At 59.2% G+C, this 23,685-nt stretch carries 18 protein-coding genes; 13 read left to right on the forward strand and 5 right to left on the reverse strand.

The window, feature by feature from the left end; genetic code table 11:
• The first annotated feature begins 150 nt into the window (after positions 1-150).
• The 7 genes from AC1DX3_RS16205 (at position 151) to AC1DX3_RS16235 (ending at position 10,443) form a co-directional block, all read left to right on the forward strand.
• Complete coding sequence (locus tag AC1DX3_RS16205) at positions 151-2,367, forward strand: exo-alpha-sialidase (RefSeq protein ID WP_476990353.1); 2,217 nt, start codon at positions 151-153, stop codon at positions 2,365-2,367.
• Between the two features lie 67 nt (positions 2,368-2,434).
• On the forward strand, positions 2,435-3,238 hold the full coding sequence (locus tag AC1DX3_RS16210) for an ROK family transcriptional regulator (RefSeq protein ID WP_476990354.1): 804 nt from the start codon (positions 2,435-2,437) through the stop codon (positions 3,236-3,238).
• On the forward strand, positions 3,172-3,663 hold the full coding sequence (locus tag AC1DX3_RS16215; protein ID WP_476990393.1) for an ROK family protein: 492 nt from the start codon (positions 3,172-3,174) through the stop codon (positions 3,661-3,663). Before AC1DX3_RS16210 ends, AC1DX3_RS16215 begins: the two co-directional genes overlap by 67 nt.
• A 383-nt stretch (positions 3,664-4,046) precedes the next feature.
• Positions 4,047-6,098 (forward strand): beta-galactosidase, encoded by a 2,052-nt coding sequence (locus tag AC1DX3_RS16220; protein WP_476990355.1) that lies wholly within the window; start codon positions 4,047-4,049, stop codon positions 6,096-6,098.
• 17 nt (positions 6,099-6,115) lie between these two features.
• On the forward strand, positions 6,116-7,702 hold the full coding sequence (locus AC1DX3_RS16225) for an alpha-L-fucosidase (protein ID WP_476990356.1): 1,587 nt from the start codon (positions 6,116-6,118) through the stop codon (positions 7,700-7,702).
• 72 nt (positions 7,703-7,774) lie between these two features.
• On the forward strand, positions 7,775-8,782 hold the full coding sequence (locus AC1DX3_RS16230; RefSeq protein ID WP_476990357.1) for a cupin-like domain-containing protein: 1,008 nt from the start codon (positions 7,775-7,777) through the stop codon (positions 8,780-8,782).
• Between the two features lie 77 nt (positions 8,783-8,859).
• Positions 8,860-10,443 carry a GH39 family glycosyl hydrolase gene (locus AC1DX3_RS16235; protein WP_476990358.1) on the forward strand — a complete coding sequence of 528 codons (1,584 nt, stop codon included), beginning with the start codon at positions 8,860-8,862 and terminating at the stop codon, positions 10,441-10,443.
• A gap of 96 nt (positions 10,444-10,539) precedes the next feature.
• Here the strand turns inward: AC1DX3_RS16235 and AC1DX3_RS16240 are convergent, their stop codons facing one another.
• From AC1DX3_RS16240 to AC1DX3_RS16255, 4 genes are all read right to left on the reverse strand, one after another.
• The gene (locus tag AC1DX3_RS16240) at positions 10,540-11,745 is read right to left on the reverse strand and encodes a ThuA domain-containing protein (RefSeq protein ID WP_476990359.1); all 1,206 of its coding nucleotides are present in this window, start codon (positions 11,743-11,745) and stop codon (positions 10,540-10,542) included.
• Position 11,746: 1 nt separating this feature from the next.
• The gene (locus AC1DX3_RS16245; protein WP_476990360.1) at positions 11,747-12,799 is read right to left on the reverse strand and encodes an alpha/beta hydrolase; all 1,053 of its coding nucleotides are present in this window, start codon (positions 12,797-12,799) and stop codon (positions 11,747-11,749) included.
• A gap of 37 nt (positions 12,800-12,836) precedes the next feature.
• Entirely contained in the window at positions 12,837-13,883 is a 1,047-nt protein-coding gene (locus AC1DX3_RS16250) for a glycoside hydrolase family 62 protein (RefSeq protein ID WP_476990361.1), read from the reverse strand.
• Between the two features lie 190 nt (positions 13,884-14,073).
• Positions 14,074-14,793: a FadR/GntR family transcriptional regulator gene (locus AC1DX3_RS16255; RefSeq protein WP_476990362.1), complete on the reverse strand. Its 720-nt coding sequence runs from the start codon at positions 14,791-14,793 to the stop codon at positions 14,074-14,076.
• Between the two features lie 366 nt (positions 14,794-15,159).
• Here AC1DX3_RS16255 and AC1DX3_RS16260 point away from each other — a divergent pair, with 366 nt between their 5' ends.
• Genes AC1DX3_RS16260 through galA form a run of 3 tightly spaced genes read left to right on the forward strand, consistent with a single transcriptional unit; the run spans position 15,160 to position 19,755 of the window.
• The gene (locus AC1DX3_RS16260) at positions 15,160-15,675 is read left to right on the forward strand and encodes a cellulase N-terminal Ig-like domain-containing protein (RefSeq protein WP_476990363.1); all 516 of its coding nucleotides are present in this window, start codon (positions 15,160-15,162) and stop codon (positions 15,673-15,675) included.
• Positions 15,672-17,204 (forward strand): glycoside hydrolase family 9 protein, encoded by a 1,533-nt coding sequence (locus AC1DX3_RS16265; protein WP_476990364.1) that lies wholly within the window; start codon positions 15,672-15,674, stop codon positions 17,202-17,204. Before AC1DX3_RS16260 ends, AC1DX3_RS16265 begins: the two co-directional genes overlap by 4 nt.
• 10 nt (positions 17,205-17,214) lie before the next feature.
• Entirely contained in the window at positions 17,215-19,755 is a 2,541-nt protein-coding gene (gene galA, locus AC1DX3_RS16270; RefSeq protein ID WP_476990365.1) for a beta-galactosidase GalA, read from the forward strand.
• Between the two features lie 15 nt (positions 19,756-19,770).
• Here galA and AC1DX3_RS16275 read toward each other — a convergent pair whose 3' ends face one another.
• Entirely contained in the window at positions 19,771-21,996 is a 2,226-nt protein-coding gene (locus AC1DX3_RS16275; protein WP_476990366.1) for an alpha/beta hydrolase family protein, read from the reverse strand.
• 365 nt (positions 21,997-22,361) lie between these two features.
• Between AC1DX3_RS16275 and AC1DX3_RS16280 the strand changes: the two genes are divergently transcribed.
• The 3 genes from AC1DX3_RS16280 (at position 22,362) to AC1DX3_RS16290 (ending at position 23,535) form a co-directional block, all read left to right on the forward strand.
• Positions 22,362-22,886: a DUF6438 domain-containing protein gene (locus AC1DX3_RS16280; protein ID WP_476990367.1), complete on the forward strand. Its 525-nt coding sequence runs from the start codon at positions 22,362-22,364 to the stop codon at positions 22,884-22,886.
• 228 nt (positions 22,887-23,114) lie between these two features.
• Positions 23,115-23,375 carry a hypothetical protein gene (locus AC1DX3_RS16285; protein WP_476990368.1) on the forward strand — a complete coding sequence of 87 codons (261 nt, stop codon included), beginning with the start codon at positions 23,115-23,117 and terminating at the stop codon, positions 23,373-23,375.
• Positions 23,350-23,535, forward strand: a complete 186-nt coding sequence (locus tag AC1DX3_RS16290; protein WP_476990369.1) for a hypothetical protein — start codon at positions 23,350-23,352, stop codon at positions 23,533-23,535. The genes AC1DX3_RS16285 and AC1DX3_RS16290 overlap by 26 nt, the downstream gene beginning before the upstream one ends.
• Positions 23,536-23,685 lie beyond the last annotated feature (150 nt).

The raw sequence follows: 23,685 nt of genomic DNA on the forward strand, positions 1-23,685 counted from the left end.
AGGCGTCGGTAAAGCAATTGCCTATAATGAAAAAAGCGAAGCGGTATCGCGGACAGTGGTGCGCTCCTCCGGGCTCTTTTGCCTGGCCGGATCAGCGCCATACGGCATCATCGCAACGCAAAATAACAAGAAACCCGTGAAGGTGAGGATATGAAGACTGTTGCAGCCTATTTGGCCGGGGTGGCCTTTTCAGCCCTGTTCTTGGCCGCATCCGCCGGCGCCGAAGAGCCGAAGGTCAAGACTGAGCCCTACGTTTGGGCGACGGCGCCCATGGGGGCTGGTGGCTTCGTCGATGGCTTCATCTATCATCCGACCGAAAAGGGACTGATGTACGCCCGTACCGATGTCGGCGGGGCTTATCGCTGGGATCCTGCGACACGGTCATGGATACCGCTTCAGGACGGCATGGTGCGTGGCGACGACTTCGGCGTCTTCAGCCTGGCGCTCGATGCCCAGGACCCCAACAAGGTCTACCTGGCCACTGGCCTTTATACAAACCAGTGGGCCGGCAACGGCACCATCTGGCGGTCCGATGATCGCGGGCTGACATGGCAATCCTCCGAGCTCTCCGTCAAGCTGGGCGGCAATGAAGATGGCCGCGGCGCCGGCGAACGCCTGCAGGTCGACCCGAATATGGGTAACATACTCTTCCTAGGCACGACCAAGGACGGACTGCTCAAAAGCACAGACGGAGCCAAGACATGGTCGAAGGTATCGTCCTTCCCGGAATCTGCGGTAACCTTTGTCCTGTTCGATGCGAAATCGGCTGCAAAAGGTTCAGCCACCCAGACCCTCTATGCCGGCACGGGCAATAAGGACAAGAACCTCTATGTCAGCCACGACGGCGGCGCATCCTGGGAGATTATGGTGGGGACGCCCAAGGGCTTTTTGGCCCCGCACGCGGCGTTTGATGGCGCCGGGACCGCGCTCTACGTCACCTTTGCCGATCACCCGGGTCCGAACGATTGTAAGGACGGCGCGGTCTATAAGTACCAAGTGACGGACAAGACCTGGAGCGACATCACACCGCAGAAGCCGGGCAATGGCGGGCCGACCTTCTGTTACGCAGGGGTGAGCGCGGCCGCCAGCGCACCGGGAACGGTCATCGTGTCGGCGACCGATCGCTGGTGGGGCGGCGGCGACGCCATTTTCCGCAGCACCGACGGTGGCAAGACTTGGGCCGATCTGGCCTCGCTCTCCAAGCACACCGCGGAAAGTTTCCCCTGGATCACGGCCGATAATAAGGGCGAGGAGCGGATGGGAAGCTGGATCTGGGATGTTGCCATCAATCCCTTCGATCCGAATGAAGCCATCTACGGCACCGGGGCCGGCCTGTGGATGACCCACAACCTGACCAATGCCGACCGCAAACAGACGGTCGACTGGTCTTTCGACGTCGAGAATTTCGAGGAAATGGCGGTTCTCGATATGGTCAGCCCGTCCGCCGGCGCCCACCTGATCGTGTCGGTCGGCGATGTCGGCGGGTTTCGCTATGCCGATTTCGACGCCTCGCCGGGCCTGGACGGAGGCTATTATCAGCCGGCCGCCGGCAGCAACCGCACGGTCGATTTTGCCGAGCTTAACCCCGGCTTTGTCGTGCGAACGGCCGATGGTGATGCTGCCAAGAACAATGCCTTCTACTCTCTCGACAATGGCAAGACCTGGCAGGACATGCCATCGAAGCCGCCGCTGGTTCTGCATGACGACAAGGGCTGGTACGCCCCGGGCCGGATCGCGGTGTCGGCCAAGGGCACATCCATGCTATGGTCGGCCGGCAACGGCGACCTCTATTATTCTATTGACCGTGGCAAGACCTGGAAGCCTTCGGCGGGCTATCCCCACCTCACGGGCCATTTCCTGCAGCCCTTTTCGGATCGATCGGTGGACGGCGTCTATTATGCCTATAACCGCGAAACCGGCGAGATGGTGGCCAGTGCCGATAATGGTGCGAGTTTCCAGATCTTTGCTAAAGGGTTGCCCAAACTCGACGGCTGGAACCAGGATGTGCAGCCTCGCGCCGTGCCCGGACGCCTCCGTGACATCTGGCTGCCCGGCCCCTGGGGCCTTTTCCATGGACCCGACCCTAAATCCCCGTTCAAGCAGATTGACGGATTGACCAATGTTACCGGCGTCGGTTTCGGTAAGGCGGCGGAGGGCACTGATTATCCCACGGTTTTTGTGTGGGGGCAGTACAAGGGCAAGCTTGGTATTTTCCGTTCGACGGACGAGGGCAAGTCCTGGGTTCGGATCAATGATGACGCCCACCAATACGGCAGCGGCAGCATCCTGATCGGTGATCCCAACGTTTTCGGCCTTGTCTACATCGCCGGGCGCGGGGTCGTCGTCGGCATACCCGGGACGGAGTAGGGAATGACCAGGATCGTCGGGAATGGTGTCGGTGTTTAGTAGTCTGGTGAAATCGTAAAAGATGGAAATGTTGAATCGCGTACAATTCCGGCAATCGGGAAATTTCTGGCGAAAGGTGTCACAGGATATGGCGTCGATGCGCGGCGCCAATATCTCCTCGGCCGGCCGGCACAACAGGAAGATTATTCTCAATGCCATTCGAGCCCAAGGCGACATGACATGTGGCAACCTGGCGGAGCTGACTGGCCTGACGCCGCCGGCGGTGTTTAAAATTGCCAGGGGGCTTGTGGATGAAGGATGGGTTACCCGTTCGCGCAACTCCGAAAAGGCGAGGGGGCAGCCAAGTCACGCCCTCCAACTCAATCCCGATGCCGCCTTCGCACTCGGCCTCAATATCGACCGCGACCATCTCACGCTCGTTGTTGTCAACTTCGCAGGCGCGGTGCAAAAGCGGTTTCATCGCGATGCCCGTTTTGCCGGGCCGCAGGAGGTCCGTGATTTCGTCATCGATAGCGTCAATCACCTGGAATGTCATAATGCCCCTCTGGTCGCGCGGATCGCCGGCCTTGGCGTTGCCATTCCCGACGACCTGGGCTCCACGGTTTTGCCAGGCCAGCCTCCGCGTTATCAGGACTGGAACGGGATTTGTCTCGAGGATTTGCTTGACGATATTGTCGATGCTCCGGTCGTTCGGGAAAATGACGCGGGTGCGGCGGCCATCGGAGAAATGCAGTTCGGGGCGGGGCTGGAGCTCGGATCTTTTTCTACGTCTTCATCAGCGCCGGCCTTGGCGGCGGCCTTGTCATCAATAAGCAATATGTCCGCGGCGCCCACGGCCGCAGCGGGGAAATCGGCTTTCTGCCCCAAATAAGTCCGCTGCGATCCAGCCGTACCAATTTGCAGAATGTTCTGGGTGACGCCGTGCTTGTCTCGGATCTGCTGCAAGCCCTGCGAGACAATGGATATGAAACGGTTTCGCTTGAAGACCTGGACCAACTGACCGGAGAGGGGGAGGCTGTTGTCGAACGCTGGATCGAGGCAGTCGCGGACTATCTCTACCTCCCGCTGTTGACCGTTATATGCACCCTCGATCCCGATGCCGTTTTGATCGGAGGGCGGTTGCCTCGGAGCGTCAATGAGCGCCTGTGTTACCAGATCAACAAACGTCTTTCGATGCATGTCGGCGTCCACTGGCCTGGAAGCGCTGTTCGCCCCGCCTCTGTTATGTGTGATGCGGCGGCGGTCGGCGCCGCGGTTCTGGCTTTCCAGGGGATTTGGGATCAGGAAGCAGGTTAGCCGGGCGTCCTTGCATTTTCATATGTCCAGATTCGGACAATTCGGACGATTTGGCCAAACTGCGGACGGAAAGCGATAAAAATCACAATTAATACAGCGTATTAGTATGCGCTCTCAATTGAGTTACTATGTCCTGATGTGATGGCCGCTCTCCGCGGAGGTTAAGCACGACCATACGATAATAAGAAGGTTCGGGGTGAGGGAGGCGAAAGGGAAGCCGGCGCCGGACATGGCAGCGATAGGGCCGAAAGATTTCGCCGTCACCATGCTCAAATACGTTTTGTATATGAGATTTAATTTTGTATATAAATATAACGCACTCATGGGCGCGATTCCAGATCGTAGGCCCCAAAAGAAAAAACGAGTCCCAGGAAACCTTCGTTATGAAACTCAAGACCCTTCTTCTCAGCTCTGCACTCCTGCTGGCTGCTGCCTCGGGCCTCGCTCAAGCTCAAAGCGCGACCGATCATCCGGACTGGCCTGGGGCAGGCCAGCTTTTCGTCGGTACCTGCTATCAGCCGGTCGACCGCAGTCCGGCGCAGATCCATCAGGACATTGCGTTGATGAAAAAGGCCGGATTTACCGTGGTTCGGATGGGAGATCTTTCCTGGGATTCTTTCGAACCGGCCGAAGGCGTTTATGATTTCAAGGCTTTTGACGCCATCATGGACGAGATGGACAAGGCCGGCATCAAGGCCATCCTCGACATCAGCGGTCTGCCGGCTCCGCAGTGGCTGCATCATAAATATCCCGGCGCCAATCTTGTGGCGCAGAACGGCACCACGCTCTATCCCGCCGAGCGCTACATGGACGACATCAGCGACCCGGACTACCGCAGGGTGGTGCGCGATTTCGCCGAAGCGCTGACGAAACATTACGCCAAGCATCCGGCCTTGTTCGCCATCGGCTTCGACAATGAGATCGGCAATGGCTTCATGTCCTGGTCCGAAGCCGACCGGCAGCGCTTTATCGTCTGGCTCAAGAACCGCTATGGCGATCTGCCAACGCTCAACAAGGCCTGGGCGACGCAGCGCTGGTCGCGCCGTATCGATGACTGGGACGAAGTGCGGTTGCCCTATGCCGACGGCCCGGGGCCGTTCGAACGCTATCTCGACCTGCACCGTTTCTGGTCGGATATCACCGTCGATGTGATCAAGGACCTGGAAGCTATTCGCGAGAAGAATGTGCCGAACAAGCCGGCCATCTCGAACCTGTGGGACAGCGCCGACCGCAAGGGCTTCGACTACCTGTCGACCTACAAGCAGTACGTCAGTTACGGCTCGTACGGCTTTTACAATGGCGATGCGATCGGCGGTGGTTTCGAGACCATGATGATGAAGGGCGCCCTGACGACGCCCAGTTGGTTCAACGAATTCCAGGCCGGTGGCGGGGGCTACTATGGCTCGAAGGGGCGCTCGCGCATGTGGGCGTATTTCGGGCTGATTAACGGCGGTCAGGGCATGCTGGCCTGGACCTTCAACAGCCATCTGGGCGGTGAGGAACAGGCTTTGTTCGGCCTTGTCGACCACGACGACCGACCGTCTTGGAAGCTCGACGAATGGGGCAAGATCGCCTCCGAATTTAAAAAGATGCAGACCCTGGGCTTCCCGCGGGCGCTCGATCCGCAGGCCGCAATCGCCTATTCGTTCGAAAGCAAGGTCGCGTCAGACCCGCACGGACCTTCGAATACCGTCAAGCAATATATTACGACGCCGTATATGGAGCAGGAACACAATGCTTTCTCTCCCATCTACAACGACAATATCGATGTCGCCGTCATCAATATCGGCCACGAGGACCTGAGCCGCTACAAGCTGGTCGTCGTGCCAGGCGACTACCTCATGGACCAAGCGTCGGCCGACAATATCCGCAACTATGTGAAGAACGGCGGCACGGTCATCATGACCGCCTTCTCGGCAAAGGTGGACGAGCATAACCAGTGGTTCAATACGCCCCTGCCGGGACGATTGTCCGACGTCTTCGGCATCCGGACCAACGAATTCTATCGCAGCGGCAACGCGCTTTCCGCCACATTGGGCGGCGCAACGATCAGCACCACGATCAACTTCTATGAAGTGTTGGAGCCGTCCACGGCGCAGGTTTTGGGCCGCTTCAGCAATGTCGACGGAACACCGCCGATCGCGACGCTCAACCATTTCGGTAAGGGCCAGGCGATCTATGTCGCCACGCCGGCTCAGCCATCGGTTATGCAGCCCTTGTATCGCAGCCTGTACGCCGGTCTTGGCATCCAACCCGGTCCGAAGACGCCGGATGGCGTCTATGCCCGCGTCGTTAACGGACGCACCCTTTATGTCAATGCATCCTATGGACCGAAGGATGTCGCCATCGACGGCAAGAAGACAAGCGTCCTGACCGGCGCGAGCGTTACAGGGACCTTGCATCTCGACGCCGACGGCGTCGATCTGTTGCAATAAGACAGGAAAGAAACACCATGGTTACGATCAGCAAACGCAATCTGCTTGGCGCACCGCTCGCCGCCGCTCTCGGACTTTCGATGCCGGCAAGTCTCCTGGCGCAGGAAACTGGGCAGGGCGGCGCCGACGCAGGGTGCGTCCCCGAAGCGCCGCCGGCCTACGACTTACCGGCCGCGACCGGTCCCTTCCAGCCCGATTTGGAGTCGCTCAAATCCTACCAGGCGCCCGACTGGTTCCGCGACGCCAAGTTCGGCATTTGGGCGCATTGGGGCCCCCAGGCCGTGCCGCGCCTCGGCGACTGGTATGCTCGTTACATGTATGTCCCTGGCCACCCGCACTATGACCAGCATCTGAAGAAATACGGTCATCCTTCAAAGTTCGGTTACAAGGACGTCATCCCCCTGTGGACCGCGGAAAAATGGGATCCCGAGGCGCTGATGGACAAATACGCCGCAGCCGGCGCGAAGTATTTCGTCAGCATGGGCGTCCACCACGACAATTTCGACCTGTGGAATTCGAAGCATCATCGCTGGAATGCCGCTACCATGGGGCCAAAGCGCGATGTCGTCGGTACCTGGAAAGCTGCTGCGCAGAAACGCGGCCTGCGCTTCGGCGTGTCGGAGCATTTGGGCGCCAGTCATAACTGGTGGCATCCGAGTCACGGCTATGACCAGTTCTGGCCCGAAAACGGGGTCCCCTACGATGGCGCACATCCGGCCCTGGCGGATCTCTATCATCCGAAGCACGACGAGCCGTTCCGCGGAAATGCCGACACCTGGTACACGCACGACCCGAAATACCATCAGGTCTGGTTCAACCGTATTCGCGACCTTGTCGACAGCTATCAACCCGACCTCCTTTATTCCGACGGTGGCCTGCCGTTCGGCGTTGTTGGGCGTTCATTGGTGGCGCGCCTGTACAACAACCGGTTGGATAAGAAGGGCAAGACCGAAGCGGTCTATAACTGCAAGGCCTTCGGGTCCGGTGAGTTTGATCCGGCCATGTGTGTCCAGGATGTCGAACGCGGCGTGCTGAAGGGTATAAATCCGCGTCCGTGGCAAACCGACACCTCGAATGGCGACTGGTTCTACAGCGACGGCTATACCTACAAGACCACGGCTGAAGTCATCTACATGCTATCCGATATTGTCAGCAAGAACGGCAATCTGCTCCTGAACGTCGTACTCTATCCCGACGGTAGCCTGCCGCCGGAATCGCAGACCTTGGTCGACGAGCTGGCCGTCTGGATGCCCGTTAATGGCGAAGCTATTCACGGCACGCGACCGTGGACGGTTTTCGGGGAAGGTCCCACCGAAGCCGCTGATGGCGCCTTCAGGGAAAACGCGACCTATACATCCAGCGACATCCGCTTCACGACGCGTGGCGACACGCTTTACGCCATCACGCTGGGGGAACCGCGGCAGAGCGTTGTGATCAAGTCGCTTGGCCGTCGCGCAGGCCATTCGAAAAAGTCGGTGCGCCGCGTGCAGCTGTTGGGCGTGCGCGAGGCATTGAGTTTCCGGCAAACCGACGACGCCTTGACCATCGACTTGCCGGCGAGCTTGCCGACACGACACGCCAGCGCCTTCAAGATTTCGTTCTGAACAATGGTTCGTGATGTTTCGATTCAATCGGCAGGGGCCCCGTTTTAGGGAGGATGGAAGGACAGTTTATCCATGATCGCATTCGCAGCGGTTGAAGACCGTAAAGATGTGGGCAGTGAAGACATCGCCGCGATTGTGGCCGGACGAGACACGCCCGTGATTTTCAGAGGTGCGGTGGCCGACTGGATGTTGGTTGGCCAACCGTCCGTCGACGCCCTGATCGACTACCTTAAAGGTTGCGACGCGGGCAAGCCGGCGGAGGTCTTCCATCAATCCGCTGGCGGCGATGGGCGTTTCTTTTATGACGAAAGCGGTCATGGCTTCAATTTCCAGCGTGGCGGCGTGCCAATGAAGGATGCGCTCGAGCGGCTTCGTGTATTGGCGAAAGGAGAGGCCGATGAGCGGGTCTATATACAGTCGGCACCGCTGAAACTGCATTTTCCGGGGTTAACCGCAGCCAACAGCCTGAAGGGCATTGCGGCCGAGCCACGCGTCTGGATCGGCAACCAGTCGATCACCCAAACGCATTTCGATCTCGAAGACAATCTGGTCTGCATGGTGGCCGGAAGCAAACGCTTTATCTTGTTCCCACCAGAGCAGACCAAGAACCTTTATATCGGGCCACTGGAGCGTACGGTATCGGGCGTGCCGGCCTCGATGGCCGATATTGACAAGCCGGATTTTGAACGCTTCCCGCGGCTACGCGAGGCGTTGGCGGCGGGTCAGATCGCAGAACTGAGGCCCGGCGATGTCTTGTTCGTGCCCTATATGTGGTGGCATCAGGTCATGTCGGATGCGACCTTTAACATGCAGGTCAATTATTGGTGGAACCCGGCGGCTTTACAAAACCCGCAGAACCCGCCACCCATGCTGGCTCTGATGACCGCGATTCTGACCGTGCGCGACCTGCCACCCGCGCAGAATCTGGCATGGAAGGCGATGTTCGACCATTTTATCTTCCATCAGTCTGATCCGGTGGCCGACCACCTGCCCGAAGCCACGCGTGGTTTGCTGGGCGAACTAAGACCGGAGCAGCGCGCAGCAATCCTGAATGGGCTGGGAAAGGGGTTGAGTGGATAAATACGAGAGCCTCATCCAGTCCAGGGCGCAACGAACGCGCCGACCTAAACAGTACGATCCGAACTATAAGGAATGATATGAAAACCCAGATTGACCGACGCAAAGTCGTATCCCTCATTGCCCTGGGCCTGGCCTTGTCGGCGCCCTCCGTCTTCGCCGAGAACACGCCGGCCCGTCAGATCGATCTTGACGTCCGCAAGGCCGATAAACCTGTCGACCGATTTTTCGATCTGTCGGTCGGCGCGGACTTCCCGGGCACGACCATCCGCGACGCCAATCTGGCGCAGATGAAAACGACGGCCGATGAACTCGGCTTCCGCTATATGCGCTTTCACGACATTTTCGCCGACGATTTCGGCACGGTGAAAATGGTCGATGACAAGCTGGTCTATGACTGGACCAAGATCGACTATCTCTATGATCACATGCTGAAATCGGGCATCAAGCCTTTCGTCGAACTGGGCTTCACCCCGGACGCAATCAAGACCTCCGATCAGACGATCTTCTATTGGAAGGGCAACACGTCCCAGCCGCGTCTCGGCTTGTGGAAGGAAGTCATCGACGCCTTTTCCCGCCACCTAATTGACCGTTACGGTATCGATGAGGTGAGGTCGTGGTATTTCGAGGTATGGAACGAGCCCAATCTCAGCGGCTTCTTTCAATATGGCGACAAGGAGGCCTATTTCGCCTTGTACGGCGTGACCGCGCGTACGCTGAAGGCGGTCGACCCGCAACTGCGGGTCGGTGGCCCTTCCACCGCCGGCGCCGCCTGGGTGCCGGAGTTCCTGGCCAACGCCAAGGCGACCAATACGCCCGTCGACTTCATTACGACCCATACCTACGGCGTCGACTACGGCTATCTCGACGAAGAAGGCAAGATGGACTTGCAACTGTCGAAAAGCCCGGATGCCATTATCGGCGACGTCAAAAAAGTCCGCGGCGAAATCGAGGCGTCGCATCTGCCCGGCATTCCGCTGATCTTCAGCGAATGGAGCACCAGCTACAATCCTCGCGACCTAAGCCACGACTCCTACATCGCCGCGCCCTACATCCTCAGCAAGCTCAAGGGTACGCAGGGCATCGCCCAGGGCATGAGCTACTGGGTCTATTCCGACCTGTTCGAGGAACCCGGTCCTCCAGGGAAGGCTTTCGAAGGCGGTTTCGGTCTGATGACCAAAGACGGCATTCGCAAGTCGTCGTGGTTTGCCTACAAGTATCTCAACGCGCTGAAAGGGAATGAGATCCCGGCGGGCGATCAACAGGTATGGGCGGCCTATGACGGTTCATCGGTGTCGGCTGTGGTCTGGGACTTCCAGTTGCCGGACCAGAAAGGCACCAGCAACGGGACCTTCTTCAGCAAGCAGGTTCCCAACAAGCCGTCCGCGCCCGCCAAGGTCAAGATCACCGGCTTGAAATCCGGCAGTTACACGGTTTCCGTCTTCCGCACGGGTTACAAGGTCAATGATGCCTATAGCGCCTATATCGCCATGGGCGCGCCCAAGGACCTTACCCCCGCGCAGCTGACCCAATTGCAAAACCTGACGACCGACCGGCCCGAAACCGAACGCACGGTCTCGGTCGGCGCCAACGGCACGGCAGCCATCAACCTGCCCATGCACAGCAATGATATCGTACTGGTCAAACTGTCGGCCAAGCCGTAAGGCGAATATCGGCTACATTCTGAAAGCTTTCAGCCCCTCATCACCGGTGAGGGGCTGATATCGTTTTTTAGGTGGGAGCGGCCAAGCCGGTCGCAATCACTTCCCGACTTCGTGACCATCCACGCATTGAGTTTCGCCCATGCCGGCGGCCCACACAATACCTTGTTCCAGCAACCGAATGCTGCTGGGCTCCGAATAATTTTCCGGCCTGTGCCCGATAGCCGAATAAAAGGAACGGCCCGAGCCGACGCACTTTGTCCACGCGATGGGGTGGTCGCCCATGCTGATGTTCCGCTCCCCTTCAACGAGATTGTATGTGCTTTCATCCAGCCTAGCCAGGACATGGGCGCCCGTCAGCCGGGGACTGGCCTTGAACGAATACCATTCCTCCGTCATGTTCCAGTCGACCAGCCCCTTGACGATCGCGCTTTGCGGATCGTCGATGACGACTTTTGCCTGTTGAAACTGCGGGTTACCTGTATGTCCGATGAAGCGCGCGCCGATAAGCGTGTCAACATACCAATCCCAATCATAGTGAGGGTCGCCGCCGGAACCATGAAAGGCGGCGAACCCGCCGCCATTTTCAACATAGTCTTTGAGAGCGCCACGCTGCGTGTTCGTCAGCACGTCGCCGCTGACATTGTTCCACACCACCGCCTTGAAAAGCTTCAGATCCGCTGCGTTGAAGATGGCGCCGTTTTCGGAAAAGACGATGGTCCAGCCCTCGCGCTTGGCCATGGCCGTCAAGGCCGCCGTCGCCGCGTCAACCGACGGCCCGTCGCGAAATCCGGTGATCTTGCTGAAGACGAGAATCGCGGGCTGCTTGACGTCTGTGGGCAGGGCCGGCGGCGTTTCGTCGTATCGCGCACATCGGGCGAGGCTGGCCTCTTTGGTCACAACGACTGCGGCGAGCTTGGGCTCGAGTCGCGCCAGACCCTCCGGGGAAATAGCGACGTCCCGCGCGACGCCACCATTGGCCTGACGCAGCGTACTGATCGCCATGAAGGTGGGAGGCTCGGTGCGGGCAAACCAGGGCGGCAGCTTGCGAAAGAAATCCGGCGATTCCTGTTCAACGAGTGCCCGGGTTTCGGGGTTCAGATAAATGTCGAACAAAACCGTATCGACCGAATAGGGGCGGGTGGCGGCCGGACAGTCTACGCCTTCGGCGGATGCCGATGCGGGGACGGCGACGGATAAGGCAGAGAGAAATATGGGTAAGAGTACTAAACGAAAAAATTCACGCATCTGTATCTCCAATTTCAGTTCGCCGCGCTTGCGCCACGGGTCGTAGCGTAACCCCATTTTAGGGTTCGAATGACAAGACCCGGCCGAAGAACGGCAAGACATGGTTCTCGATCCGGTCGGCCACGGCATTGCCATGATCGCCGTGGTAAATCTCGAAACTGTTTTGAATACCAAAGGCGGTCATGCGTCGATGCAATTCGTCGGCATCGAGCCGTAACCCATCCTGGTCGCCGACGTCCATGGCAATGGCCTTGTACCGTTTCAGATTGAAGACATATTGGTCCACCATGGCCAGCGGCGCATTGGCCGCCCACCGCGCAACCACCGACTTGTCATCGGCCGCGTTTCCAGTCGGCAGGTCGGCATAAAACGGCGGCTTTTCCGGGTTGGGCGACCAGGCAGTCGCGACGGCGAAGGTGGCCCGGCCGAGGAAGTCGAGTTTTGTCGCTTCCTCGGGGGTCTTGACGGTGGCTAAAGCGGTCATCGCGGCCGGAGGCGGGGCGTCGCGGGCCGATAGGCAACATGGGCTCATGATATAGATGGCGCCATAGACATCCGGATATTTCATGCCGAGGCGCGCTGTTCCGTATCCACCCATCGAGTGTCCGGCCAGGCCGCGGCTGCGGCGATCGGACAGGGTACGATAGTGAGAGTCAATATAGGCGACCAGATCGCGAGTGAGGAAACCTTCCCAGTCGCCGGTCGTCACCGAACTGGAATACATCGAGCCGTTATGCAGGGTCTGGGTGTCGGGCAGAACGATGATCATGCCCGGAACGCCGTTGGCGAAGGCTGCGTCAACGGTGCGCGGCGACCCGAGCAAGCCTTCGAAGGATTGGGCGGTCAGGCCATATCCATGCAGGATATAGACGACGGGATATTGTTTGTTCGTATTGGCGGCGTAATCCGGCGGCAGGTAGACCACGACGTCCCGGTCGGGAGACTCCTTTTCGAGGTTGCCTTCCAAAGCGACGCTATGAACCTTGATATGTTCGACCGTGACCTGCCCGGCGCCGGCGGTCACGGCTACCGGGGACGGGACGGCCTGAAAGGCGAGGGCGGGTGCAGCCAGCAGGCTCCATAAGAGTGCGGACATGGTCCAGAGTTTCATAGCCCGGTCTCCCTTTATTGTTTCTATTTCGGGACGTCTATTTGGCACACATATCGCTGACCGGATTTGCGCCTGTCGCTGTGATGACGCCCAGCCGGTAAGGCAGCTTGATATAGTCGTCGACCTTCCCATCAGGATCGAGGCCTTGATACAGGAACTGGAGTGGCTTGCAGGGATCGATGGTCAGGGTCTGGTCGATGCCGGCGCGGACCATTTCACCGTGCGATACGCCTTCCGACCACGGCTTTCCCTCGAAGCGGACATTGTCCGATCCGGCGAAGACATTCATCCGGCCGTGGCCCAACGCGGTCCATTCACCGTCCAGGCGATCGCTCTTCCAGACGCGGAAATATCTCCCCTTCGGGCCGATCGCCTCGACCAGGGTGATGAAGCTATCCGTGCTGGCCACCTTATAGGTATTGCTGGCTTCGAACAGATCGTCCCGGGTCGCGCCTTGCATGGCGACCGTCGTGTCATGAAATCCTGCCGGGAACTGGTCTATGGCCGTCTCTGCGCGGAAAAATTTCCCGCCGTCATTGGTAAAGAAGAGATAGCAGGTCTTGTCATTGCAGATGACCCAAAAATCCAGCCAGGCCGGGTCTCCGTTAGGCTGCTTGACCACATCCGGAACGACGTTGAAAAAAGGTTTCGGGGCCGTCCAGGACTGGGGATCGGCGATGTTCGTGCTGGTCGAGTACATCGGATCTCCCCCCTGGTAGATGAGATACCAAAGCTTCTGCGGGGCAAAATAGAACACCTGGGGCGCCGCGCGATAACCAGGCCCCATCGGTGACTTATCGAGTGGAACCACGGACGCGGAAGGGGCTTCGGACCAGTCGCTGAAGCTCGTATAGGCCAGCCCCCAGCCATTCTCGCCGGCTGTCGTCATGAAAACATGGTACTTCCCGCCAGCATAGACGATCGACGGGTCTTTGACGCCATAATATTTTTGCGGTCCGGCCTGCGGTGGAATCACCAACGGCGGGCTGGACGTCCAGTTGAAATCACGCTTTCCCGTCGCTTCCGCAAAACATGGAAGGGCGACTGTCGCCGCGAACGCGGCAGAAAGAATGTATTTCCACATGACTTTTTTCATATCTGTATCTCAACCTGTTCGCTCGAGCAGAACCGCTGAGCTGTTTGTTGGGCATCTAGCCCGTATATGTAAAATTAAATATCAAATATAAAATAGATTTACCACTGTTATCCTCGCCGGCTCAGCGTCAAGGCCGTTGGGTTAGCGTCAGGCTCTATGCGGCGCCGATGCCCCTCGATTACCCACCGTATCTCGCGAATTTGCGGCCGGCAGGCGCTTCTGCCTGAAGCCAATGCAGCATGCGGTCATGTGTCTCGCGCAGTTCAAACTCCATGTACCAACGGGCTTTGTTTGGATCCCGGATGACGATCGCTTCCAGGATTTGATGGAGGATCACGGGTGTGTCCGTCTGTCGACCGCCATATAATGCACCAAATTTCGCCTGCAATCGGACCGAGATTTCGATTGAACCGGAAAGGGTGGCCAGGAGCTCGTTTCTTGTCGCCAGAAAGAGGGTGCCATGGAAGCTGGCTTCGGCCCGGCGACCGGCTTCCGTGGCCCGCGTCTTTTCCGAGAGAATGTCGAGGGCTGCGCGCATGGCTTTTGCGTCGTCGTCCGTGCGCCGCTGAGCCGCAAGACTGGCAGCCGCCGGCGCGACCGCCATGCGAAATTCGATGAGGTCTCGCAAAAAAGCGGGCGAGGCCATGCTGTCGGACATACAGTGCAACAGGTCTGGGTCGAGCACGTGCCATTGGCTGCGGTCATTGACGCGCGTTCCCGTCTTGGGATGGCTCTCAATCAGGCCCTTGGCGGCGACGACGCGCAACGCTTCCCGGTATACCGAACGGGAAATGGAATATTGCGCCGCTGCATCGGCTTCGCGCGGTAGCCTGTCCCCGGGCTCGTAAACGCTATTGAGAATTTCGACGATGAGATGTTTGGCCAGAACATCGGACATGCGGCCGGATAGAATTGATGACAGGGGCCGCATTTCAAATCCGAATGATTGATTTCAATTGATAGCCGGCGACCAGCGGGGAGAACGGTTTGGATGTGTAATTTATATGTAAAATCAAATTTTATAAAATGCAAACGACTTAGGGACAGGCTAGACTCGTATGAGAGATTTGTTCCTGTTTTTGGTGATAGCTTTAGATCCCGCATTCATTTTCGCATGCAAAATAAAAATTTATATGCAAAATTAAATTATGCGATAATATGACGCAAATGCCAAATGCGACCCGACACGGGCACACGACAGGAAGCAGTATGCTTCCTTCGTAAGCCCGCGGAGAACGCCATGCGGCCACACAGGGAAGACCATATGAAAAGCGTAACCTTCGACAGCAATCGTCGCAAACTGCTCCTGGCCGGCGGAATAAGCCTGATGCCTTTGAGCCTTCTCGGCTGCGGCGGCGGGGGTGGCGGTAGCAGTAATGGTGGCGGGGGCGGTGGATCCTCCTCGTCTTCCTCGTCTTCGTCTTCCGCTTCGACCATGCCGTCGACCATGACCCTGGGTATTCCGATCGTCGTCGATCAGTTCGGCTACCTGCCGAACCGGACCAAGATCGCCGTCATTCGCGACCCTCAGGGCGATAACCTGGGTTCGGCGCCGGATGGTACCCCGATTGTCAGCTTCGATGCGGCCGATTCCTTCACACCCGGCATCACCTACGATGTCGTCAACGCGACAACCAATGCCGTGGTCTATTCGGCCGCACCGGTCGCCTGGAACGCCGGCGCAACCGACGCCTCCTCCGGCGACAAGCCTGGCATTTCGACTTCAGCAGCGTCACGGCGGCAGGCGACTATTTCATCCGCGATACCCAGCGCAATGTGAAGTCCTACACTTTCCGCATTGCCGCCGATGTTTACGCCCCTGTCTTACGTGCGGCGGTGCGCTTCTTCTATTATCAGCGCGCCGGCCAGGAAAAGACCGCCGCCAATGCCGGCGCCGGTTGGGCAGACGGAGCCTCAAACGTCGGTCCGGGTCAGGACAGGAATGCCCGCCTTTACAGCGCGCCGACCGACGCGACGACCGAACGCGACGTCTCCGGCGGCTGGTATGACGCAGGTGACATGAACAAATATACCAGTTGGGCAGCAGGCTATGTCACGTCCCTATTGTTCTGTTATGCCGAACGGCCGACCATATGGGGCGACGATTATAATATTCCCGAATCCGGCAACGGCATCCCCGACATCGTCGACGAGGCCAAGTGGGGGCTTGATTGGTTGTCCAGGATGCAGGAGGCAAACGGCTCGGTGCTGTCCATCGTAGGTCTTTCCGGCGCCAGCCCTCCGTCGGCCGCCACGGGGCCGAGCTATTACGGCCCGGCCAACACCTCGGCCACGCTGAGCACCGCCGGTGCCTTCGCCTTCGGCGCCAAGGTCCTGGGCAGTATTCCGGCGCTTGCGACCTATGCCGCCGGTCTCCGCACGCGGGCCGAGCGAGCCTGGGCCTGGGCCGACGCCAATCCCAGCGTCATATTCCAGAACAATGACGCCGCGAACGGCTCCCAGGGGCTTGGCGCCGGACAGCAGGAAACGGACGACCGCGGCCGCCTGATCAGCAAGCTGATTGCGGCGATTTTCCTCTTCGACCTGACGGGGAACACAACCTATCGCGATTTCGTCGATGCCAACTATGGCCAGGCCAACCTGATCCGCTATGGCAACTACGTTTCGGCCTATGAAAGCGGGACGCAGGATGCCTTGCTCTATTATGCCAGCCTTCCCGGGGCGACGTCATCCGTTGCCGACTCCATCCGTACCAACTATATCAACGGCACGAATTCGCAGTATGTTTGGGGCAAGGTCACCGGCAAGGCCGACCCGTACTTGGCCTTCATTTATGATTATATCTGGGGCAGCAATTCCGTAAAAAGCAATTTCGGACTGCTGTTCGCGGCCATGAATACCTACAACCTCGGCTCCGATCACAGCATGGATGACAGTCTCAATGCCGCGTCGCATTACATCCATTACCTGCACGGCGTGAATCCGCTGGCGAAATGCTATCTGACCAATATGGCGAGCCTTGGCGCCGAAAATTCGGTCAATCAGATCTTTCATACCTGGTTCTCCGACGGCTCGGCCAAGTGGGACAGCGTGGCGACCTCGACCTATGGCCCGCCTCCCGGTTTCATACCTGGCGGCCCCAACCAGGGCCAATGGGACTGGGATTCGCGCTGCCCCAGCATCAGCTCGCAGTGTGGAGCAACACGCCCGTCGCCGCCCTATGCCCAGCCGGGACAGAAGTCCTACAAGGATTTCAATGATGGCTGGCCGTTGAATTCATGGCCTATCTCGGAAGTGTCCAACGGATATCAAGTGGCCTATATCCGCCTTCTATCGAAGTTCATTTAGAGAGATAGCCATGACTCCGATCCCTCCAGGTCTTGCGCGCAGAGACGTCCTCGCCGCGGGGCTTGCTCTCATGGGAAGTGCGGCTTTGGCTGGCGCCGCCTGGACGCGGGCAATGGCTCCGGAAAGCGAGGCGTTCGGTCTGGCCGCCGGCCAAACCGCCGTCGCCCCGCGGGAGCAACTTTTGTTCGATTTCGGCTGGAAGTTTACCCTCGGCCACGGCACGGATCCGGCCAAGGATCTGAACTTCGGTTTCGGGCAGGCCGATTTCTCCAAACAGGGCATACTGGAGTTCGCCAAGCCCGGCTATGACGACTCCCATTGGCGTTCGCTCGACTTGCCGCATGACTGGGCCGTGGAACTGCCGTTCGTACATGACGACGCCGGCAAGGGCGACAGCCAGTTGCGCTCGCACGGCTACAAACCTCTCGGCCGCCGCTATCCGGAAACCAGCGTCGGCTGGTATCGCCGCGAATTCGACCTTCCCGAAAGCGATCAAGGCCGCCGTATCTGGGTGGAATTCGACGGCGCCATGCGCGACGTGCTGGTCTTCGTCAACGGCTGTTTTATCGGGCGCAGCGACAGTGGCTACACGCCCTTCCGCTTCGATCTTACCGACTTCCTGGTCTATGGTGGCAAGAATTGCATCACCGTGCGCGTCGACGCCAGTTTCGGCGACGGCTGGTTCTATGAGGGGGCCGGGATCTACCGCCATCTCTGGCTACTGAAGACCGACGCGGTCCATCTCGGCCGTTGGGACAGTGTGGTACGCTCCACCCTGGACGGCGATACCGCGTCGCTCGATCTGTCCACCATCGTGCACAACCTGGATACCGCTGCGCGAGCTGTACGGGTAGGATGGACCATTACCGATACCGCGGGCGTCGTCGTGGCAACGGCGGAAGCAAGCCCACAGGATATGGCTGCCGGCGGCTCGGCAGCGTTCGGCGCCACCGCACGGCTGACCGGACCGAAGCTCTGGTCGGTCGACACGCCTAACCTCTATACGGCGACCGTAACCGTCGAATGTGACGGCCAGGTATGCGATGGCGAGCGCGTCGATTTCGGCGTGCGCAGCGCCGTCTTCGAGCCCGACAAGGGCTTTTTCCTGAATGGCCGGCACCTGGAAATCCAGGGTGTTTGCAACCACCAGGACCATGCCGGCGTCGGAGCCGCCATGCCGGACCGGCTTCAGGTGTTCCGCGTCGACGTCATGCGCGGCATGGGCTGCAACGCCATACGCTCCAGCCATAACATGCCGACGCCGGAGTTGGTCGCCGCCTGCGACCGTATGGGCGTGACGATGATGTGCGAGACACGTCAACTGAGTTCCAGCCCTGAGGGACTGGCGCAGATGGAGACAATGATTAAACGCTACCGCAATTCGCCTTCGGTGATCATCTGGTCGATTGGCAATGAAGAAAATGCCTTGCAAGGGGAGATGGCCGAACAGGGGGCCAAGATCGCCCGCACCATGGTGGCGCTATGTCATGAATTAGATCCGACACGGCCGGTCACGGCCGCTGTTAATGCGGACAACGAAAAAGGTGTCTCCGAGGCGGTTGATGTCGTTGGATTCAATTATCACCGGGAATTTCCCGACGATTTCCGAAAGCGGCACCCTTCGCGTCCAGTTCTGGCATCAGAGGACGCCAGCGACGTATCCACCCGCGGTGAATATAGCACTGACTGGGGCCGTAATGTGGTCAGCAGTTATGACGGCGACGTGCCTTGGAAGAAATCACCGGAAAACTGGTGGACATTCTACGCCAACCGCGAATGGGCGGCGGGTGGTTATGCCTGGACCGGCTTCGATTATCGTGGGGAGCCATCGCCATTTGGCTGGCCGTCCATCAACTCGAATTTCGGCATTGTCGACATGTGCGGTTTTCCGAAAGACTACTATTTCTATTACAAGGCGTGGTGGACGCAGCAGCCATCGCTTCACCTCTTTCCGCACTGGAATTGGGCTGGTAAGGAAGCAAAGGAAATCCCGGTCTGGGTCTATTCCAATCTCGACGAGGTCGAGCTTCTGGTCAACGGCAAGAGCCTCGGTCGCCAAAAGGTTCCGCACCTGGGTCACCTGGAATGGAAGGCCGTCTATGCTCCGGGCGCCATCGAGGCGCGCGGTTTCAAGAACGGTAAACGCGTCCTGACCGAGCGGCATGAAACCACGGGTGCGCCCGCGGCCATCCGGCTAACCGCCGACCGCAAAGCCATCCATGCTGACGGCGAAGACGTCGTCATGCTGACGGCCGAGGTGCTTGACGCCAAGGGCCGGCCCGTGCCGACGGCGAACACCAAACTGGCCTTCAAGGTGTCCGGCGCCGGCGTATTGATTGGTGTCGGCAATGGCGATCCCAACTGCCTGGAAAGCGACAAGGCGCCCCGCCGCTCCTTGTTCAATGGTTTGGCCCAGGTCATTGTCCAGGCCGGCAAACAGTCCGGCGACATCGTCGTCGAAGCGGTCCGGGATGGCGACGGTCCCAGTCTCGTTCCCGCCCGGCTCACGATCGCCGCCACATCGGCCCGGCTGCGGCCGGTGGTGGCTTAACACCAGCGGTCAGCTCTAATTCGTCGCCGGATTGTTGACAGCAAGAAACGCCGTCACGGCTTGCAATATCTGCAGCCGCGCCGCCTCGGTATCGGGCGTATGATCATGGCCCTTCAGCTCCAGATACTCGACATGTTTCCCGGCCTTTAGCAACTGATCGCGTAAATCGCGGCTTTGCGAAACCGGCACTAGGCYGTCCGCGTCCTGATGGATCAGCAGAACCGGCGCAGCCATCGCCGAAGCGGAAACAGCCGGCGAGCTGGCGCCGATGAACTGGGACAGGCTGCGCAAACTTGTCGGATCGTTACGGAAGGTCCTGGGCCAAATGGGCGAAGGCGACAGGCTGGCGAACGCGTCGGGATCTGGCATCGACGCGAACGTCTTTCGCCAGGCGAGATAGCGTCCGGCATCGGCAATCCCGTCCAGCGACACAGCACAGCGAACTTCACCGGTCTCCGCCGCTTTTAATGCGGCGTACCCGCCAAAGCCGATCCCGACCATGCAAACGCGCTTCGGATCGGCCAGGCCTTGCTGCACCAGGGCATTAACGCCGTCCGCGATATCGGACCGGATCTTGCCATCCCATTGGCCATAGCCCGCGGCGACGAAGTCGGCGCCACGTCCGTCCGAACCGCGATAATTCGGCTGCAGCACTAGATAGCCGCGCGAGGCCAGGGCTTGAGCCAGCCAGTTGAAGCCCAGACTGTCCTGGCCTTCGGGGCCGTCATGCGGCAAGACAACCAGCGGCAGGTTCTTGTTCGTCGGCTGCGGTGGCAAGGTGAGAAGGCTGTTGAGGCTTGTTCCGTCTTTTGCCGAATAGGTGAAAATGTCTTGTGCGGCGATCCAGTCCGTCGGTATCTGCGGGAAATCCTCGCCGACGATCGTGCTTTGACCGGTCGCAAAATCGAGCAGGTAATAGGAGCCGGTATCCTCATCGCCGTTGACGTGGATCAGGACCTTCTTGGCATCTTCGGTGACCGACAAAACCTCGGCGGTTTTCCCGGGCGCGGCGGCGAGCGCCCTGTCATAGAGCTCGCGAAGGCCTGGTGCTTGAATATCGTAGCTTGCGCCTTCCGCCTGGGTGGCGAACCCGGCCAGCCGACCGGAAGCCGGATCGAAGATCGGGCGGGCCTGCCCCGCATCGCCCTTTTCGAGCGGACCGGAGAAGACGCCATCGCTACCCAGGCCATAATAATGGAAATGGCGCAGGGCGTCCTTGGCATCCTTGCCGTGCGTGTCACTATCCAGGACCACGATCGACTTGCCGTCGCCGGCCAGCCCGATGAGGGACGGCGCAAAGGTGTTGTCCGGACGGACGATCTCGCGGCTCAGGACCGGTTTCCACTTGCCGTTGACCTGCATTTCGATACGGTAGGTTTCGGCGCGGAAGTCGTAAAGAGCGCGCGCGATGATCGTTCCGTCGCGGTCGAACAGCCAATCGTCGACATAGCGGCTTTCACGTTCAATATCGCCGCCACCGTCCTCGATGAGCTTGCCATGTCCGGTTTCCGCATCGACCTTCCACAAAAACACGCGTTGCGCCGGCTGGTTTCCAGACGGCGCATCGCGCATTTCGAGGAACGGCCCGACCAGTCCCGGCGTGCCGCCGGCCATGATGCGCGAAGGAAAGCCCAGGGCCTGGCTCGGCGCGTCACCGATATGCGCGCCGACGGGGGCGCCTTTTCCGGTCACCATGTTGACCGAAGTGAGCGCGTTCTCGCCGCGGACACCGAAATAGGCGCAGCGAGGCGGCTGGATTGCGTTCATCAACGACTGGGCCTGGAAAGCCGTGTCCTCGGTTGCACCGGGCTTTTCGGGCGTTGGGCTCGCCAGATTCCGCGCGTTCGGCTTCTGGTGACCGACAGTGCCGACGCCGCCTTCACACGTTCCGCGGGCCGCCAGCCGGGAATCCGAAATCAGGACATGCTCTTCGTCCGCCCAACTGATGGCGCTGACATTGCCGCCGACGACCTTGTAATAGACGCGCTGGTGGTCGGAGAAACGATAGCCGGCCAGGATACGCATGTCGTCGACGCGGGTCATGAAAGCGATGCGCGACCCGTCCGGCGACAAGGCGATCTGCTCCATAACCGGAGGCTTGGCATAAAGTTCGAGCGGCGGCGGCGCGTCCGTCGGCTTGGCGCGCTTTACCCCCCGCACAACAACAGTTGTGTCCTGAGCTTCGTCGCGCGCCACCGCATGGCTGGTTGCGGCAACGGCCGTCACGGCGATCGTAGCCATCAGGATTTTCTTCAACACAGGTACGCGTTCCTTCGCAAGGCATGAAATATCTGGGTGCATTCGGGAAAACTCAGCGATAGACGTGCCGCGCTTGCCTTACTCTTTGCGGGAGTCGGCCGCGTTTCTTAGTGCCCCAATTATTCACATGTAAATTTTATATTCACTTATGATTTGCGTATCGGTAACGTGTAATTTGTTAAAGTCAAGGCGTCTTGGATTATAACCTTCTCGGAACTCAACCCGTCATCGGGATGCCGGTCGAACAGGCGCCTTATGAATTACAGAATTGATTTGTCACCGTTCAACTTCACGCCAGGTTCATACTACCCAAGTCATGATCATTGACGACTGGAATGGAGACGAAGATGAAAATGACGCATATCCTCAACCGAGTTGGGGCCCTTATGGCAGGCGCCATGCTCCTGGCGAGCTGCTCGACCCTTGACGATAGTACGGCACCGTCCCCGGCCAAGGAGACCATCGCCTATTCCGTCGGCCCGTGTTTCGGCTTTTGCCCGGTCTATTCATTGGAAGTGACTCCGTCGGGCCATGTCACCTTTGTCGGTGAACGCCACACGGCAGTCGTGGGAAAGATGGAACGTGAAGCCGGGCCCGCGGCATATAGGGCCGTGGCATCGGCTCTGGCGGAATATCGCCCGGCCGACGGCACAACGGCGCAAACCCAATGCGAGCAACAGCGCACCGATCATTCGAGTTACGGCATCATCTGGACCAAGCCGGACGGTACGCGGACGGTCCTCAGTCACGACCTCGGCTGTATATCGCCGCGTAACGAAGCTCTGAACAAGGCGCTTTACGCCATCCCCGCCCAGCTTGGCGTCGCGGACTGGACACAACAGAAGACGGAGGCCGGTGCCTCGCGCGGATGAGAGGCGCTTCGCGATCCGTGCGGGCGAAGGGTAGCTATCTCGCATCTGCGATATCGTAAATGCGATGACATGATCGCGACATGGCGGCGGGGGTGACGCCGCGGCGCTATTGCATGTTACTAGGCCCGAACACAGGCAAGATGACGCGACGATCTCAGCCTGGCTAAAGGAGGCGAACATGTCCAATCCGCTGAACACCCTGACCTATCTGGCGACACAGGTGCATTCGTGAAGCCGGTTATCGTCGGTTGGGGCCACACGCCGTTTGGGCGGCTGGAAGGCCAGTCGTTGGAGGATCTCATCAACGCAGCAGCCAGGGCCGCCCTGGCCGATGCACGCCTGACCGGCGACGACGTCGATGCGACCTTTCTCGGCCTCTATAATGCCGGCCTGACCCCCGACGGTTTTTGTGCCTCCATGGTTCTCGGCGCTGACCCTGGGCCTGACCCCCGGCTACGACATCATGAATGCCCGGTTCGAGTTGAATGATATCGCCGGCAAGCCGCTCAACCTGGCTATTTTCGTCAATAATCTCGGCGATAAGAAGTACCTGCAGTTCAACTATGCCCTGCAGTACAGTGTCGGCTTCGCGTCATCTCTGGCCGCACCGCCACGCATGTACGGCATCGAACTGCGCTACGACTGGTAACCAGTCTAGCCGACGTCTTAGGCGGGGGCGGGCTTTATGGCTCCGCCCCCGCTTTTTTATCTTGCTTGGAGATTGACCGTGAGACGATCGTTGTCCGGCGACCAATGCTGCCGACGCCCGTTATACGACCCTCGATGCACCGCGTACCTA

This window comes from Asticcacaulis sp. P2_B1 (assembly GCF_056404915.1).

Bases quoted from the DNA above. Each gene is read 5' to 3' on its own strand.
- AC1DX3_RS16205 (WP_476990353.1), top strand. From the start codon at position 151: ATGAAGACTGTTGCAGCCTATTTGGCCGGGGTGGCCTTTTCAGCCCTG.
- AC1DX3_RS16210 (WP_476990354.1), top strand. From the start codon at position 2,435: ATGTTGAATCGCGTACAATTCCGGCAATCGGGAAATTTCTGGCGAAAG.
- AC1DX3_RS16220 (WP_476990355.1), top strand. From the start codon at position 4,047: ATGAAACTCAAGACCCTTCTTCTCAGCTCTGCACTCCTGCTGGCTGCT.
- AC1DX3_RS16225 (WP_476990356.1), top strand. From the start codon at position 6,116: ATGGTTACGATCAGCAAACGCAATCTGCTTGGCGCACCGCTCGCCGCC.
- AC1DX3_RS16230 (WP_476990357.1), top strand. From the start codon at position 7,775: ATGATCGCATTCGCAGCGGTTGAAGACCGTAAAGATGTGGGCAGTGAA.
- AC1DX3_RS16235 (WP_476990358.1), top strand. From the start codon at position 8,860: ATGAAAACCCAGATTGACCGACGCAAAGTCGTATCCCTCATTGCCCTG.
- AC1DX3_RS16240 (WP_476990359.1), bottom strand. From the start codon at position 11,745: ATGGGGTTACGCTACGACCCGTGGCGCAAGCGCGGCGAACTGAAATTG.
- AC1DX3_RS16245 (WP_476990360.1), bottom strand. From the start codon at position 12,799: ATGAAACTCTGGACCATGTCCGCACTCTTATGGAGCCTGCTGGCTGCA.
- AC1DX3_RS16250 (WP_476990361.1), bottom strand. From the start codon at position 13,883: ATGTGGAAATACATTCTTTCTGCCGCGTTCGCGGCGACAGTCGCCCTT.
- AC1DX3_RS16255 (WP_476990362.1), bottom strand. From the start codon at position 14,793: ATGTCCGATGTTCTGGCCAAACATCTCATCGTCGAAATTCTCAATAGC.
- AC1DX3_RS16260 (WP_476990363.1), top strand. From the start codon at position 15,160: ATGAAAAGCGTAACCTTCGACAGCAATCGTCGCAAACTGCTCCTGGCC.
- galA (WP_476990365.1), top strand. From the start codon at position 17,215: ATGACTCCGATCCCTCCAGGTCTTGCGCGCAGAGACGTCCTCGCCGCG.
- AC1DX3_RS16280 (WP_476990367.1), top strand. From the start codon at position 22,362: ATGAAAATGACGCATATCCTCAACCGAGTTGGGGCCCTTATGGCAGGC.
- AC1DX3_RS16290 (WP_476990369.1), top strand. From the start codon at position 23,350: ATGAATGCCCGGTTCGAGTTGAATGATATCGCCGGCAAGCCGCTCAAC.